The following is a 14,919-nucleotide window of genomic DNA, read 5'->3' as shown; positions in this document are numbered from 1 at the left end:
AATGCACCGCCTCCCCGAAACCACCAACCCCGCATCGCTGCTCAACATCCGCACGTGGGGCGACGTGCGTGCGTTCATCCACTCGGCCGCGCCCGCGGTCGCCGGCATCCTGCTCGGCACGTCGGCATTCACAGCGCACACTGCGCAGATCGTTGCCGCAGCGGTCGCCCTCGTCGTTGCCGTCACCGACGCGAGCCTCGCAGCTGTCAACACCGCGAGCGGTTTCCGCCGCTGGCTCTACCCCGTGCTCGCAGCCCTCGGCACCGTGCTCGCCCTCGTCGGCGTCGTCACCAATGCGCAGTGGGCCATCGTCTCCGCCATCGTGCCGATTCTGCTCGGCGGCGGCGTGGCCGGCGCGAACACAGAGACCACCCCGGCCGAGGGGGGTGAGAACTGGTGAGCCCCGTGATCGCTCGATTCTGGCAGCTCATCGACAGCGAGACCGTCCGCCTCTACCAGGCGGTCATGTACACCTGCTACCTGTTCGCGGGCGTGTACATGGCGTCGTTCGGCCGCGCGCCCTCGACGATCCAGCAGGCCATGGGCGCGCACGCCCACTACACCTGGATCGCGCTCATGATCGCCTGCCCGCTCGTCGTGTTCATCGGGACCCGCGTCCCGAACAAGTGGTCCGGCCTGTGGCTACAGCTCGGCGGCAACCTCGGCGTCGTCACGTGCCTCGCGACCTACGTAGCCGCGGTCCTGCAGTCCCCATGGTGGGGAACCGGCGTGTTCGCCGTGTGGGGCTACGTCGGCCTCACCGTGTGCACCGCGGCGATCATCCTCCGCGACGGCCGCCGCATCCACCAGACCCGCGTGCTCGCGCGAGCACTGCGCGCCCAGGGGGTGCGATGACCACCGACCTGATCGTCGGCCTCGGCGGCGGTGGCGTCATCGGGTCCATCGTCGTGGCCCTGATCGGCGCGATCGCCGGCCGCGGGAAGTCGCGCGCCGAGGCGGCCCAGATCATCACCACAACCGCCGCAAGTCTCGCGGCTGAGGTGAACAAGGAGCTCGGGCTGGTTCGAGAGGAGCTCTCAACCGTGCGAACCGAGATGCGTCAGACCCGCGAGGCTGTTGACCACCTCACCGAGCGAGTGGACGAGGTTCTCCCCCTACTGGAAGCGGACCACCCGCTCGCCGCGGCGGCACTGCGTCGCGCCAATTCGACCGTCAAGCGGGTCATCTAGCTATGACCACGCCGAACGGCCAGACACCGAGCACCGCCGCCAACGCCGAGTCGTACGCAACGTGGGCGCAGACCACCGAGGCCGAGTGGAAGGAGGACATGCTCGGCCAGCACCAGAAGCCCTACCAGGGAATCGGCAACTGGTTCCGAGACTTTCAGAACTCGCCGCTCTCCAAAGTGCCCGTGCTCGGCGACGCGATCAACATCATCGGCGGGGCAGTCAACCTCCTCACCGGCCGCGTCGGCACCGTCGAGAAGGTCGCCGCGCAGGCCGGATCCGTGGCAGCGGCGACCGCGAACATCGCCGTCACAACAGGATTCATCGACGGTCAGTACTTCATCCGACAGACCTACGTCGCCAACGGCAAGTGGACCCCGCCCGCGATCCCGCCCGGAGCCAAGCGCACTGGCTATGGCATCCAGTGCATCGGCGGCGCCGAGGGCGGCGGGAAGAACGCGAACGGCGCGGGCGACGGCCCGCCGGGTGGGCGAAACGGCGGCCTCACCTACCGGCAGGTCACTCCCGCGCAGATGGGGACCGGCGAGCGTGACGTCACGGTTGGCGCGGGTGGCGTCGGTGCGAGCTCGCCGGGCTACGGCCAGCTCGGCGGGCTCTCCAAGTTCTCGAACCTGCTCGCGTCGGTCCCGGGTGGCACTTCGATCCAGACCGTCCAGGGGGTCATGGGCTCGGCCGCGCGTCCTGGCGATGGCGGGCGTGGCGGCGGCGTCTACGTCAGCAAGATCGCTACCACCAAGAACGCCGACGGCGCGGTCACCGACGTCACCGTGACCTACGCCGCCGCGTTCGGCGAGAACGGCGAATCCACCTCCGGCGCCGCTGGCGGCCGAGGCGGCGCGCCCGCGACGAACAGCGGCGGGTGGTTCCCCTCGACGTCACCCGGCACCGCGCCGGAGGCCGGCGCCGACGCAGCTTCCGACGACAGCCTCGCCTCTGGCGGCGGCGGCGCTGGCGGCGGTGCGGCGGGCGCCAACGCCGACGGGCAGAACGGTGCACCGGGAGGCGACCCCGGGGGCGGAGGCGGCGGAGGCGGCGCGGCCGTCGGCACCAAGCCGTGGGGCGGCGGCCCGTACAACCCCGGAAACGGCGGCCCTGGCCGCAACGGACGCGTCGACGTCTGGACCTTCTACACGATGGAGACCGCAGCATGATCGCAATCGAACGCGCCGACCTCGGCACCTGGGCCGGGGGTATGGGGAACACCCGCCTCTACGAGCTCGACACCCCGTGGGGCGGATTCGACCACGTCGCCATGACCGTGATCCCCACGCCCGAAGGCTGGCACAACGCCGGATGGCAGGCCGTCGGCGTCAACTCCGACGGCGTGATCCCGGGTGACAGCGTCGAGGCACTCGCCCAGGGCTACGAGGTAGACACCCACGCCAACATCCTCGGCCAGCTCGGCTGGACCGTCACCGAACAGGAGCAGCCATGAGCACGTGGCGCAGTCGCGCGCCCAAGCGCGACATCACCCTCCATCGCGGCGAGGACATCGACGTCGCCGCCCGGTTCCTCCGCAAGGGCGAGCCGTGGATCCCACCGACGGGCACCACCGCGTGGTTCCGCGCATGGCTGCCTACGCCGCTCGACATCGAGGTCGCCATCACCGACGGCACCCTCACCGCGCACATCGAGGCCGCCACCGCCGACACCATCCCCGACGGCACCGAGTTCTGGTTCTACATCAAGACGCCCGAGACCCCGAACGGCAACCCCAAGGTCATCACGACCGGGAAGGTGAAGCGTGTCGACCCCGCTTGATTGGTCCGACCCGGACCTGAGTATCGAGGTGCCCAGCACCGACGTGTCCGTGCTCGACGCTCCGTCGATCGAGGGCGTCGAGATCCTCGTCGTGCAGGGCAAGGACGGCGCGGGCGTGAACCTCACGGGCGCCGTCGCCACGTACGCCGACCTCCCGGTGGACCCTGGCAAGGCTGGCGCGTCCTACGTTGTCCAGGGTCCCGAGGGCTCACCTGCAGCGGGCAAGCTGTTCGTCTGGTCCGGCACCGAGTGGCCGGCCGAGACGAACGGCTCCCCGTTCAAGGGCGACAAGGGCGACACCGGCCGCGGGTACACCGGGGTCACGATCGCGGGCGACAAGCTCGCGTTCTCCGCGAGCGACGGCACGGCCGACCGGGTAACCGTCCCGCAGATCGCCGCCGCCTCGGCCAGCGCGCAGGCGGCGGCCGACAGTGCCACTCAGGCCGCCGCGTCGCGCGCCGCCGCGCAGTCCTCCGCCGAGGAGGCCGCGGACAGCGAGGCGGGGGCGGCAGCTCTCGCCGCGGACGCGAACACCGCCCGCAATGTCGCCACCACGAAGGCCGACGAGGCGACGCAGGCGCGCGACGCCGCCACCGCGAGCGCGAGCGACGCGAGCGCGCAGGCCATCGCGGCCACCGCGGCGCGCGATCGCGCCGAGACCGCGGCCACTGGTGCGACCACCAACGCGAGCAAGGCCTCGACGTCCGAGACGAACGCCGCCGCGTCGCGCGACACCGCGACGAGCAAGGCGGCCGAGGCCGGCGCGAGCGCCGCGAACGCGGAGTCTCGAGCGAACTCCGCCAGTGCCGACGCGCAGCGCGCCGAGGACGCCGCTACGCGGGCCGAGAGCGCGGTCAACGCGGGCGTGGCCGACGCGACCGCGATGACCAAGGGCGGCATCCTGCTCCCCGGCGGTCAGGACGGCGAGCTCGGCGGCACGTGGGACCACCCCACCGTCAAGGGCTGGAACAAGAAGGCCGACTTGGTCGACGGGAAGATCCCGTCGTCGCAGATCCCGGCGCTCGCCACCATCGAGACGAAGGTGGTCGACACCACCGCGCAACGTCTCGCCCTCACCAGCACCGACGTGCAGCCGGGCGACCGGTGCGTCCAGCTACAGAATCCCGGGCGCGGCACGTACTTCCTCAAGGACGCCGACCCCTCGCAGGATGCCTCGTGGGTGCTCGCCGTCGCCCCCACGGACGCAGTCACGTCCGTGAACGGGTACAACGGCCCGGTCGTGCTCGGCAAGCAGGACGTCGGCCTCGGCGCCGTCGACAACACGAGCGACGCGGCCAAGCCGGTCAGCACCGCCACACAGGCCGCGCTCGACGCGAAGGCGCCGGCCGCGCGCAAGATCATCGCGGGCACGGGCCTCGCAGGCGGCGGCGACCTCACCACGGACCGGACACTCTCCGTCCCGTACGGCACCACCGCGGGGACCTCGGCGCAGGGCAACGACCCGCGGCTCAGCGACCAGCGCGTGCCGACGGACAACTCGGTGACCACCGCGAAGGTCGCCGACGGCGCCATCACCCCGGCGAAGATGGGCACCGGGCGCGTGACCGGCTCCGCGAACGGCACCCCGGCGAGCCGCACCCTGTGGGACGGCACACAGGCGAACTACGACGCCATCGGGACCAAAGACAGCGCGACCGTCTACCTGGTGGTCTGACGTGCCCATCTACCGGGGCGGGAGCCTCGTCCGAGCGATCTACCGCGGAACCACGCCAGTCCTCCGCGCCTTCCTCGGCACCGTCGAGGTCTGGCGCCGCGATCCCGTCGACACGGTGCTCACTTCCGGGTCAGGCTCGTTCACCGCGCCCTCGTACGCCGCTTTCATGGACGTGGGCGCCATCGGCGGCGCCGCGTCTGGCTCGACGGGCGACAACGGGATCACCACCGCAGCGGGCACAGGCGCCCCGGCCGCCGTGTGGCAATCGACCACGGTGCCCGTCAAGCCGGGCGACGTCTTCAATTACACCGTGGGTACCGGCGGCACGCGCCGCAACGGCGTGAAGACGAAGGGCGAGGACGGCACCGCCTCCACGGTCACGAAGGGCGGGAGCACGGTGATCGCGTCGGCCGGCTCGCTCGGTCCCGCCGGGAACACGGCGAACAACACCCGGACCGGCCGGGGCGCGGCCGCCTCATCCGTCGCCGCGCTGAGCCTGCCGGGGTCGTCGGACGTGAACTCGCCCGGCAACGCCGACGACACCACGATCGTCGACGGCAACCCGCCGGGCGGCGGCGGGCTCGGCGGCCCGAGCGTCGGGTGGACGCAGAACGGGTTGAACAAGTACTCCGGCGCGGGCGGGCGAGGCGAAATCCGGTACCGCTTCCGCTCGTACTGATTCGGTTCCCGGGCGCGCACGAACTCGGTAAGGTGTGCACCACAACTAAATAGGCGTGAGACGCATCATGCCACATCGCGGGCGGCCCCTCGGCTCTCACCAGTCGGGGGCCGCTTCCATCGTTCGTGGGGGCGACTGACCTTCGGGTGGTTCTCGAAGTACTCCAGCGCGAGCCGCCAAACCTCCTGTTGACGCCGTCAACGGGCTCGAATCTGACCTGTGGGTTTAGACCTCCCGTCAACACCCCCGAAAACCGAATAGACTGAGGTCAAGGCATGAAAACACCAGGAAGGACCAGGGGTTCAAATCCCCTATCCTCCGCAGATCAGGGGCGGTTCCGATGTCATCGGAGCCGCCCCTGAGTCGTTCGTCGGCATAACGGGCGCACCCCGTCGGTTGATCGGTGGGAACCCTCACTCCGAGCAAGGAGACACCGTGGCCAAGGGCTACTGGGTGAGCGTCTACCACGCCATCAAGGACACCGAGAAGTTGGCCGCCTACGACGAACTGGCGCGCGTGGCCGTCCAGGCCGGCGGTGGGCGGCTCCTCTCCCGCGACGGTCGCGTCGCCCCGTACGAGCAGGGCGTCGCCGAGCGAACGATCGTGATCGAGTTCGCGAGCTTCGAGCAGGCCGTCGCCGCCCGCGAGAGCGCGGCGTATCAGGAGGCGCTGGCCGCGCTCGGCGACGCCGTGGAGCGTGACTTCCGCATCGTCGAGGGCCTCGGCTGATCCCGACACCGCATCGCAGCGCGACCCGTCAGTCGGTGATGGCCGCCGCGGCGTCGGCCAGCTTGGGGATCAGCGTGTTGCGGTAGCCGCGCTCCGCGGCGTTGCGGGCGAACATCTGCTTCCGGTCGCCGGCGTCGAACCCCGACATCGTCATCACGACGCGGGTGCCCTTCCCCTCCGGCACCAGCCGCCAGTCCACGACCCACCGTGCAGGGCGCGGGGCACGGAGATCGGTGTAGCTGTGCGTGAAGCGCTCGGCGGGAACGGCGGTGATCACCTCGCAGGACACCTCTCCCGGCGGGTCCGACGGGATCTCCAGGATGAAGGTCGTGCCCTCCTCGGGCCGGAGCCCGACGGACCGCACCAGCCACTGCTCCACGATCTCGGGCTCGGTGAGGGCGCGCCAGACCGTTGCCGGGGCCCGCGGCACGAAGCGGTCCAGCTCGACGATCGTCGGGTCGCGCTCCATCTCGAACACGCGACCAGTGAAGCACGGTCCGGTCCCCGCTCGGGCGGTTCGCACCGATGCGGTTCGCAAGCGCAACGAGGCACGTCGTGCGAAACTGAGCGCAACCTGAACACGAGAGGTCGCACCGTCATGCGCGAAACCGCCCGCAAGCTCGGATACGTCCTGGTCGCACTGCTCGGTGCGATCGCCCTCACGTTCACCTCCGCGGTCGCCTGGGCGGCCACGACGGTGCTCGTCGTCCCCGGAACGGGGACCAAGGACCCGTCGAAGGTCACCGGCTACCAGGAACACGCGATCGGCTACTACGTCGCACCGACCGGCGCGTGCGGCGTCACCGACTGCGTCGCGAAGCCGGTGCCCTACATCGCCGAGTTCTGGCCGGTCCCGCTCGAGGGCTGGGGCGGCCTGCAGGGCGCGAAGTGGGACGACTCGGTGGCGAGCGGCGTGACCAGCCTGAACGAGCAGTACGCCGCCACCGACAAGGACTCGCCGATCGTGATCTTCGGGTACTCGCAGGGCGGCACGGTGGTCACGGCGATGAAGAAGCAGCTGGCCGAGAACGGCGGCGTGCCCGACACCGTCTCCTTCGTGCTCATCGGCAACGCGAGCCGGCCCAACGGCGGCCTCTTCACCCGGCCCTCGTTCCTCGGGCACATCCCGATCCTCGACGTGACCTTCGGCCCCGGTACGCCGACGAACACCGGCACCCCGACCCGCCCCGTCAATACCACCGACGTGGGCTTCCAGTACGACGGCGTGACCGACTTCCCCAAGTACCCGGGCAACCTGCTGGCGACGGCCAACGCGCTCGCCGGGTTCTGGTACGTCCACGGGAAGATGCTGGCGCCCAAGGGCTCCGACGATCCGTCGGCGACCCCGATCGGCTACACCCCGGACGAGGTGCGCGCGGCCGTCGAGGCGGCCACCGCGAACTGCACCGCCGGCACCCACTGCCAGGTGAGCGGCGACACCCGCTACGTGACGCTGCCGGCGAAGATCCTGCCGCTCATGCTGCCACTGCTGGACCTCGGCGAGGCAACGGGCACCACCGGGCTGGTCACGCCCTTCGTCGACCTGGTCTCACCCGTGGCCCGCGTGCTCATCGAAACCGGTTACGACCGCCGCGATTACGGCGCCGCGAGCCCCTTCGGGCTGTTCCCCGTGATCGACCCGCTGCGCCTCGGCGTGGACCTGATCGGTGCCGCCGCGCAGGGCGTCGGGCAGGCCGTGACCGGCACGGGCGACGCCTCGAAGTTCCTCGCGCCGAAGCCGACCGCCCCGGCGACGAGCGACGCTCCGGCGACGACCGGCGCCGCGGACACGGCCGAGACGACGACCCCGGAACCGTCGGCCCCGCAGACCACGCGGGAGCAGTCGCCCCTGCTGCAGCTCGCGAAGACCGCGGAGCCGAAGACCACGGAGCCGCAGTCCGATCCGTCCTCGGAGGCCGCGCCGACCGGCACCGTCGAGACGAGCGGACCGGCCGAGCCGAGCACGACGGCCGAGGAGACCGCCGCCCCCGCGGCGACCTCGGCGGAGAAGACCACCGCACCGACGGCGACCGAGTCGAAGCCCGAGGCGGACGAGCCCGCCGCGGACGAGCCGGTGGTGGCGGCCGCCGCGGCCTGAGCGACTACTCGCCCGAGAAGAAGGCGGCGGTGCGCTCGCCCTGCGCGACAGCCTGATCCACAGGCACGCCGGCGGCGATCGTCGCCTCGGTCCACGCCTTCGCCGACGCCGCGACCAGCCCCTTGGCGGCGGGCGTCGCGAAGAACGCCTCGGCGTCCTCCGGGCGGTCCTGGCCCGTCCGGAGGAGGGCGCTCAGGCCCAGGAAGGCGAGGTCCCAGCCGACGCCGGTGGCGCCGGGGCCGAACTGCTCGTAGAAGTCCCGCACGTTCTCGCCCGAGTGGGTGAGCGTGAGGCGGGCACCGTCACCGTCGGCCTCGACGACGACCTCCACCTGCGAGGTGCCGCCCATGATCTCCCAGGAGACGAGGTAGCGGCGCGGGGCGTCGCACTCGAGGACGGTGCCGGCGGCGTTGCCCTCCACCTGGAAACGACCGCCGAGGGCGAGATCGCCGTGGACGGGGGCGAACCAGCGCGGCAGGCGCTCGGCGCTGGTCACCGCGTCCCAGAGGTCGGCGACGTCGGTGGGGTAGGTCTGGCTGAGCGAGGCGGAGACGAAGACGTCTCCCTCGCCGCTGTCGCGCACCTCGGCGCGCCGGGTGACCGCTGCGGGCTGGGCCGCGGCGAGATCGTCGATGTCGTACGTCATTGTTCGTCCTTCTCGGTAGCCGTTCGGCGCGCCTTCTTGCCGCGCGAGATCTCCGTTCCCAGGGCCCACAGCTTGGGCTCCCAGAAGTGCCGGAACGGGACCAGCCAGTCGTCGACCTCCCGCAGGGGTTCGGGCTGCACCGCGTACAGGCGGCGCGTCCCCTCCGGCCGGACGGTGACGAAGCCCGCCTCGCGCAGCACCTTGAGGTGCTGCGAGACCGCGGGCTGGCTGATGCCGAAACGCGCACGCACCTCGTCGCTCAATTCCCCCGCCGAGAGCTCCCCACGAGCGAGGAGCTCGATCAGGTGGCGGCGGACGGGGTCACCGAGGATGTCGAAGGCGTGCACGAGAACGACTATTTCATCCTTGACTTATATAAGTCAAGGATGAAATAGGTCGAGGCGGGAAATACCTGGTCGGGCTACCCGACGGTGACGGTGATCGTGCGCTCGGCGGCGGGCTCGTTCAGCTTGGTGGTGTCGACCTTGAGCACCTCGAGGCTGTCCTGCAGGCCGTTGGCGAGGGTCTTCGCCTTGAGCTGGAACGGGGTCTTGGGACCGGCGATACCGGCCAGGCCGAAGTCGCTGTCGTTGGCGATGAACAGGGTCTTCCCGCCGTCGGGCGAGGCCAGGCCCTCCACCTTGTCGTGGCCGAAGAACTTCCCGGCGGGGTTGAGCTTGTCGACGAGGCCGCTGAGATCGAGGGCTGGCGTCTTGCGGACCGGGGTGATGCCCGCGCCCTTGAGCGCCGCCTCGGCCTCCGCGGTGGTGGTCACGCCGGCGATCGTCTCGGGGTTCTGCTCGCCGAGCGGCGTCGCGCCGTCGAGGCTGATCCGGTAGATCGTCTTGTTCGCCTTGGGGGCGGCCTTCCCATCGCGTTCGTCGACGAGGAACTCCGTGTCGGAGATCGCCGTGATCTCGGAGACGGCCTTCTTGGTGTCCTTCGGGTTGTCCAGCAGGTAGGCGTACTGCTGGACGGCCTTGGTGGCGAGGTCGATCGCGACGATGCGCGTGACGGGCACCTCCTTGGCGTTGCCGCTCAGTCCGGGAACGTTCAAGGCGGACTGCATGATTCCCACCAGGCGCTTGCCGTCGGGCGTCACGGTGAGCCCCTCCATGCCCTGGTTGGGCGTGCGGCTCTTGAGGACCTCGGGCAGCCCTCGGCCCGGGAGCAGTCGCTCGAGCTCCTGACCGTTGGCGTCGAAGTGGATGAGGAAGGGGCCGTACTCGTCCGAGACCCAGAAGGAGCCGTCGGGCAGGGCGACGAGGCCCTCGGAGTCGATGCCGTGGTCGGTCGGCGGGAGCTCCACGCCGTCGAGGTCGAGCATCTTCTCGCCGGTCGGCGCCGCGGTGTCGTTCCGGCCGTTGAGCGGGCGGCCGTCGCGGCCCTTGAGGGTGATGACGCTCTGCAGCACGGCGGCGCCGTCCTCGAGCTTGAACCGGCCGATCTGCGGGGTGAAGTCCGGCGTCGCGACGACCTTCTCGTCCTTGTTCGGGCCGTCCACGTTGGGGCCGCGGTCGGTGAGACCGTAGAACTCGCCGGGCGCGCCGGGGACCGGCGTCCACGACGAGCCGTAGCCGCTGCCGTCGATGGAGACACCGCCGACGGTGGCGAGCGGCGGGATGTTCGACGAGTACAGCGCGACCGCCGGCGAGACGACCGCCTTGAGCTGCACGGAGCCGGTGAATCCGGCCCTGGGCTTGAAGACGAGGGCGCCGCCCTTCGCCGCTTCGACGGTTCCGTCGGCCGTGGGCTTGACGTCCACCACGGCGCCGCCCTGGGCGAGCCCGGCGAGCTGCGCGGCGGTGATGGTGATCGGCGAGTTCGTGCCGGTCTTGAGGTCGAGCTTCGCGGCGTCCTCTCCTCCGCCCGAGGAGCAGGCGACGAGTGAGCCGCCCGCGAGGACGGCGACGAGGGCAACGGCGAGGCGGCGGTTCGAACGCATGCCCTGTGCTTACCAGACCACCGTGAACCGCGCGTGCCGCCGATCGCCCACCTACTCGATCCGGTTGCCCTCGGCGTCCCAGTGCTCGGCGACCTTCTTGCTGGGCTGCACGCGCGGGGGCTCGCCGGGCATCTTGGGGTAATCGGGCGGGTAGTTCAGCTCGACGGGGTGCTGCTCCCACTTCTCCAGCAGGGGCGTCAGGTCGTGGGCCACCTCGTCCATGTCGGCCCACGGGTTCCCATCGGCCAGGCGCTCGGGCACGGTGAACAGGTTGAGCTCGTGCGGGTCCTTCAGCTCGGCCAGCGCGTCCCACGTCAGCGGCGTCGAGACCGTGGCGCCCTGCACGGCGCGCAGCGACCAGGCGGACGCGATGGTGCGGTCGCGGCTGTTCTGGTTGTAGTCCACGAAGATCCGCTCCCCGCGCTCCTCCTTCCACCACGCGGTGGTGACGCCGTCGTCGCGCTTCTCCAGCTCGCGGCCGAAGGCGATGGCGGCGTGGCGCACGTCCACGAAGTCCCACCGCGGCGCGATGCGGATGAAGACGTGCACGCCGCGGTTGCCGGAGGTCTTGCAGTACGCCCGCAGGCCGAGGTCGTCGGCGAGCTCGCGGGCGATGCCCGCGACGCGGACGGCGTCGCGGAAGTCGGTGCCGGGCTGGGGATCGAGGTCGATCCGCAACTCGTCGGGGTGGTCCACATCGGCGCTGCGCACCGGCCAGGGATGGAAGGTGATGGTGCCCATCTGCGCGCACCACACGGGGATCGCGATCTCGGAGGGGCACAGCTCGTCGGCGGGGCGGCCGGACGGGAAGGCGATGCGCACCGTCTGTGCGTAGTCGGGAGCGCCCTTCATCATCCGCTTCTGGTAGAAGCCGTCGGCGTCCCTGTCCTGTGGCCCCTGGGCGAGCCGGCCGCCGGGGTGGACGCCGCCGGGCCACCGCTCGAGCGCCGTGGGGCGGTCGCCGATGGCCGCGAGCAGTGGCTCGCCGACGGCAGCGAAGTACTGCGCCACCTGGAGTTTGGAGACCTCGGGGGTGAGGTCGGTCGCCGGGTAGATGATCCGGTCCGGGCTCGAGACCCGGACGGCGCGGTCACCGTCGGGCCCGGGGACCACCACCTCGGCTGCCGGGGCCTTCGCCATCACTCGCCCTCCTGCAGCACATCGTCGAGGTCGTAGTTGACGGGAACCTCGAGCTGCTCGTAGCCGCAGCTCGACGGGTCGCGGTCGGGGCGCCAGCGCTGGAACTTGGCGGTGTGCCGCAGGCGCATGCCCTCCATCTGGTCGTAATCGAACTCGACGACCAGCTCGGGGCGCACGGGCACCCACTCCCCCGTCTTCTCCGGGGTGGCCCAGCGGTTGGGCTCGCCCTGCACGGAGTCGGCGGTGCGCATGGGCTCGAGGAGCTGCAGATACTCCTCGCGCTTGGCGGCGGTGAAGGCGCCGATGCCGCCGATCGGCAGCAGCTCCCCGTCCCGGTACAGGCCGAGCAGCACGGAGCCGACGGCGTTCGGCTGCGACTTGTGCGGGCGGTAGCCGATGACCACGGCCTCGGCGGTGCGGGCGTGCTTGACCTTGATCATCTCGCGCTTGCCGGGCAGGTAGTGCCCGTCGATCCGCTTGGAGATCACTCCGTCGAGCCCGGCGCCCTCGAACCGCTCGAACCAGTCCGCGGCGGCGGCGGCGTCGGTGGTGACCCGGCTGATCCTGCAGGTCCCCGTCCCGGCGTACGCGGACACGAGCACCTGGCGGCGCGCGCTGAAGGGCTTGCCCGTGAGATCCACGTCGGCCATGGCGATCGCGTCGAAGCCGATGAAGATCGCCGGCGTCTCCTCCGCGAGCTTCGTGATGCGCGACTCGGCGGGGTGGATGCGCGCGGAGAGCGATTCCCAATCGAGCCGCTTGCGACCCTCGCGGCGCACGGCGACCGCGATCTCCCCGTCGAGCACGCAGCGCTCGGGCAGCTCGGCCCGCGCGGCGGCGACGACCTCGGGGAAGTAGCGGCCGAGGTCCTTGCCGCTGCGGGAGCCGATGAAGACCTCGTCGCCGTCGCGGAAGATCAGGGCGCGGAAGCCGTCCCACTTGGGTTCGTGCGAATACCCCTCGCCCGGGACCGCCTTCGCGGCCTTGGCGAGCATCGGGTCCAACGGCGGGTTCACGGGGAGGTCCACAGCCACGATCGTAGGCGGGGCCACCGACACGTGGCCCCGCCGCGGGGAAATCCCGCTAGCCCATGCTCTTCTGGCCGTCGATGCTCTCGCGGATGATGTCGGCGTGGCCGGAGTGGTGGGCGGTCTCGCCGGCGATGTGCAGGAAGACCCGGCGCACGGTCCAGAAGACGCCCGGCGGCTGCCACGGCGCCTCGGGGAGCTCGAAGGCCGTGTCGAGGTCGAGGGCGCGCACCAGCTCGTCGGTGACGGCCGCGACGCGCTCGTGCTCGGCGAGGGCGCCCTCGATGGTCTCGCCGTCGGTGAGGCGGAACGTGTTCGCGAAGGCCTCCTGCTGCTCCGGGGTGATGTTCTCGAAGTCGATGCCGTCCATCGCGTGGCCCTTGCCCTGGGCGAAGTCCTGCCATCCCTTCTCCACCTCGGTGACGTGCTTGATGAGGCCGCCCACGGTCAGCTCGCTGACGGTGCTGCGGGTATTGGCCTGCTCGTCGGTCAGGCCCTGCGCGGTGAAACGCAGGAAATGACGGCGCTCGGCGAGGAGGCTGAGGATGTCGTTGCGCTCGGCGGAGAGGTTCTGTGTCTCGGTCATGTGAAGAAGGCTATGAGGTATTAGTGTCAGTTTCTGTCCTTAATGCGGAACACACTGGAAAACATGGCGAACACGAGCTCCCGAACCCTGCGGCTCCTGTCACTGCTGCAGACGCACCGCTACTGGCCGGGCACCGAGCTGGCCGACCGGCTCGAGGTGTCGGTGCGCACCCTGCGGCGCGACATCGAGCGGTTGCGCGACCTCGGCTACCCCGTCTCCGCGACCCGGGGCCTCGACGGCGGCTACCAGCTGGCCGCCGGCGCCGCGCTGCCGCCGCTGGTCCTCGACGACGAGGAGGCGGTGGCGATCGCCGTCGGCCTCCAGACCGCCGCGCAGGGCGGGATCGCCGGCATCGCCGAGACCTCGGTGCGGGCGCTCGGCAAGGTGGCCGCCGTGATGCCGCCCCGGCTGCGCAAGCGCGTCGAGGCGCTGGGCGCCGTCACCCAGCCCGCCGTCCTCACCGGCGGCCCCGCCGTCGACCCGCGCGTCCTCACGGGCCTCGCGGAGGCGTGCCGCGCCGAGGAGCGGATCGAATTCGGCTACACCGCCGCCGACGGCGCACGCACCGACCGGCTCGCCGAGCCGATGCGGCTCGTGCCGCTCGGGCGCCGCTGGTATCTCGTGGCGTACGACCTGTACCGGCACGACTGGCGCAGCTTCCGGCTCGATCGGATCAGCGGACCGTCGCGGACGGGCGTGCGGTTCCGCCCGCGCGAGCTGCCGGCCGAGGATGCCGCCGCCTACGTCCGCGCGTCCGTCGGCCAGCGCTCGCCGGCCCACCGCATCGAGTTCCGCGTAGCCGCGCCCGTCGAACACGTGCGGTCGCTCATCGGCCGGTACGCGCGGCTGGAGGAATCGGAGGACGTCACCGTCGTGCGGATGGAGGCCGACTCGCTCGACTGGCCCGCGATGGCGATCGCGGTCCTCGACGCCGAGGTCACCGTCGTGGAGCCGGCCGAGCTGACGGCGCACCTCGCGCGCTGGGCCGGCAACCTCGCGCGCACGACCGGACCGTTGTCGTAGAAGACCCACGGCCGTACAATGGACGTACGCGAAGGAGGTGTCATGGCCGACGTGAACACACGCCGCCGTAATCGGCGCATGGAACTGCGCACGACAGACGAGGAGCGACGGCTCATCGATCGTGCGGTGACGGCATCGGGAACGGACCTCACCGACTTCGTCATCTCCCACGCCTCGGACGCCGCTCGTCGCGTCCTCGCCGACCGGCAGACGTTCGTCCTCACCCCGGAGGCCCGCGCCGAGTGGGACGACGTGAACTCGCGCCCCGCACGTGAGCTCGCCGGGCTCGCCGCTCTGTTCCGCCGCCCGTCCCCGTTCGCCGAGTGACGTACAGCGCCCCGGTCCCCCTCGGGTCCCACCACGTCCTCGACGAATTCGACTGCCCTTCCACCGAACAGACC

Annotated in this window: 19 protein-coding genes; 12 read left to right on the top strand and 7 right to left on the bottom strand. The window is 71.0% G+C overall.

Features of this window, described 5'->3' with window-relative positions; all coding sequences use genetic code 11:
- Window position 1: 1 nt before the first annotated feature.
- The 9 genes from ACNAYW_RS01345 to ACNAYW_RS01305 all read left to right on the top strand — a co-directional run bounded on the left by ACNAYW_RS01345 (window position 2) and on the right by ACNAYW_RS01305 (window position 6,052).
- A complete protein-coding gene (locus tag ACNAYW_RS01345; RefSeq protein WP_415847956.1) occupies window positions 2-400 on the top strand; it encodes a phage holin in 399 nt (132 codons plus the stop codon).
- On the top strand, window positions 397-855 hold the full coding sequence (locus ACNAYW_RS01340; RefSeq protein WP_415847955.1) for a hypothetical protein: 459 nt from the start codon (window positions 397-399) through the stop codon (window positions 853-855). The genes ACNAYW_RS01345 and ACNAYW_RS01340 overlap by 4 nt, the downstream gene beginning before the upstream one ends.
- The gene (locus ACNAYW_RS01335; RefSeq protein WP_415847954.1) at window positions 852-1,190 is read left to right on the top strand and encodes a hypothetical protein; all 339 of its coding nucleotides are present in this window, start codon (window positions 852-854) and stop codon (window positions 1,188-1,190) included. Before ACNAYW_RS01340 ends, ACNAYW_RS01335 begins: the two co-directional genes overlap by 4 nt.
- 2 nt (window positions 1,191-1,192) lie before the next feature.
- Window positions 1,193-2,359: a hypothetical protein gene (locus tag ACNAYW_RS01330; protein ID WP_415847953.1), complete on the top strand. Its 1,167-nt coding sequence runs from the start codon at window positions 1,193-1,195 to the stop codon at window positions 2,357-2,359.
- A complete protein-coding gene (locus tag ACNAYW_RS01325; RefSeq protein WP_415847952.1) occupies window positions 2,356-2,643 on the top strand; it encodes a hypothetical protein in 288 nt (95 codons plus the stop codon). Before ACNAYW_RS01330 ends, ACNAYW_RS01325 begins: the two co-directional genes overlap by 4 nt.
- A complete protein-coding gene (locus ACNAYW_RS01320; RefSeq protein ID WP_415847951.1) occupies window positions 2,640-2,969 on the top strand; it encodes an LtfC-like domain-containing protein in 330 nt (109 codons plus the stop codon). Before ACNAYW_RS01325 ends, ACNAYW_RS01320 begins: the two co-directional genes overlap by 4 nt.
- The gene (locus ACNAYW_RS01315; RefSeq protein WP_415847950.1) at window positions 2,953-4,644 is read left to right on the top strand and encodes a phage upper tail fiber protein; all 1,692 of its coding nucleotides are present in this window, start codon (window positions 2,953-2,955) and stop codon (window positions 4,642-4,644) included. Before ACNAYW_RS01320 ends, ACNAYW_RS01315 begins: the two co-directional genes overlap by 17 nt.
- A gap of 1 nt (window position 4,645) precedes the next feature.
- Window positions 4,646-5,323 carry a glycine-rich domain-containing protein gene (locus ACNAYW_RS01310; RefSeq protein WP_415847949.1) on the top strand — a complete coding sequence of 226 codons (678 nt, stop codon included), beginning with the start codon at window positions 4,646-4,648 and terminating at the stop codon, window positions 5,321-5,323.
- 435 nt (window positions 5,324-5,758) lie between these two features.
- On the top strand, window positions 5,759-6,052 hold the full coding sequence (locus tag ACNAYW_RS01305) for a DUF1330 domain-containing protein (protein WP_415847948.1): 294 nt from the start codon (window positions 5,759-5,761) through the stop codon (window positions 6,050-6,052).
- A gap of 28 nt (window positions 6,053-6,080) precedes the next feature.
- On the opposite strand, the gene ACNAYW_RS01300 is transcribed toward ACNAYW_RS01305, so the two are convergent.
- Window positions 6,081-6,521 (bottom strand): SRPBCC family protein, encoded by a 441-nt coding sequence (locus tag ACNAYW_RS01300; protein WP_415848209.1) that lies wholly within the window; start codon window positions 6,519-6,521, stop codon window positions 6,081-6,083.
- A 129-nt stretch (window positions 6,522-6,650) separates the two neighbouring features.
- Here ACNAYW_RS01300 and ACNAYW_RS01295 point away from each other — a divergent pair, with 129 nt between their 5' ends.
- The gene (locus tag ACNAYW_RS01295; protein ID WP_415847947.1) at window positions 6,651-8,150 is read left to right on the top strand and encodes a PE-PPE domain-containing protein; all 1,500 of its coding nucleotides are present in this window, start codon (window positions 6,651-6,653) and stop codon (window positions 8,148-8,150) included.
- A gap of 4 nt (window positions 8,151-8,154) precedes the next feature.
- On the opposite strand, the gene ACNAYW_RS01290 is transcribed toward ACNAYW_RS01295, so the two are convergent.
- The 6 genes from ACNAYW_RS01290 to ACNAYW_RS01265 form a co-directional block, all read right to left on the bottom strand.
- Window positions 8,155-8,796 carry an SRPBCC family protein gene (locus tag ACNAYW_RS01290; RefSeq protein WP_415847946.1) on the bottom strand — a complete coding sequence of 214 codons (642 nt, stop codon included), beginning with the start codon at window positions 8,794-8,796 and terminating at the stop codon, window positions 8,155-8,157.
- Complete coding sequence (locus tag ACNAYW_RS01285) at window positions 8,793-9,143, bottom strand: ArsR/SmtB family transcription factor (RefSeq protein ID WP_415847945.1); 351 nt, start codon at window positions 9,141-9,143, stop codon at window positions 8,793-8,795. Before ACNAYW_RS01285 ends, ACNAYW_RS01290 begins: the two co-directional genes overlap by 4 nt.
- 74 nt (window positions 9,144-9,217) lie before the next feature.
- Complete coding sequence (locus ACNAYW_RS01280) at window positions 9,218-10,741, bottom strand: esterase-like activity of phytase family protein (RefSeq protein WP_415847944.1); 1,524 nt, start codon at window positions 10,739-10,741, stop codon at window positions 9,218-9,220.
- A 51-nt stretch (window positions 10,742-10,792) separates the two neighbouring features.
- Window positions 10,793-11,881 (bottom strand): DNA polymerase domain-containing protein, encoded by a 1,089-nt coding sequence (locus ACNAYW_RS01275; RefSeq protein ID WP_415847943.1) that lies wholly within the window; start codon window positions 11,879-11,881, stop codon window positions 10,793-10,795.
- On the bottom strand, window positions 11,881-12,909 hold the full coding sequence (locus ACNAYW_RS01270) for an ATP-dependent DNA ligase (protein ID WP_415847942.1): 1,029 nt from the start codon (window positions 12,907-12,909) through the stop codon (window positions 11,881-11,883). The genes ACNAYW_RS01275 and ACNAYW_RS01270 overlap by 1 nt, the downstream gene beginning before the upstream one ends.
- Window positions 12,910-12,964: 55 nt before the next feature.
- Window positions 12,965-13,495, bottom strand: a complete 531-nt coding sequence (locus ACNAYW_RS01265) for a DinB family protein (protein ID WP_415847941.1) — start codon at window positions 13,493-13,495, stop codon at window positions 12,965-12,967.
- A 63-nt stretch (window positions 13,496-13,558) separates the two neighbouring features.
- Here ACNAYW_RS01265 and ACNAYW_RS01260 point away from each other — a divergent pair, with 63 nt between their 5' ends.
- Together ACNAYW_RS01260 and ACNAYW_RS01255 are read left to right on the top strand one after the other, a co-directional pair.
- A complete protein-coding gene (locus ACNAYW_RS01260; RefSeq protein ID WP_415847940.1) occupies window positions 13,559-14,518 on the top strand; it encodes a helix-turn-helix transcriptional regulator in 960 nt (319 codons plus the stop codon).
- Window positions 14,519-14,596: 78 nt separating this feature from the next.
- A complete protein-coding gene (locus tag ACNAYW_RS01255) occupies window positions 14,597-14,845 on the top strand; it encodes a type II toxin-antitoxin system TacA family antitoxin (RefSeq protein WP_415847939.1) in 249 nt (82 codons plus the stop codon).
- The last annotated feature ends 74 nt before the right edge of the window (window positions 14,846-14,919 follow it).

It is taken from the genome of Tsukamurella ocularis, from assembly GCF_965138335.1.
In the GTDB taxonomy this organism is placed as follows: Bacteria; Actinomycetota; Actinomycetes; order Mycobacteriales; family Mycobacteriaceae; genus Tsukamurella; species Tsukamurella ocularis_A.
Note: the sequence above shows the minus strand (reverse complement) of the source record. Positions and strands in the feature narration are given on the sequence as shown.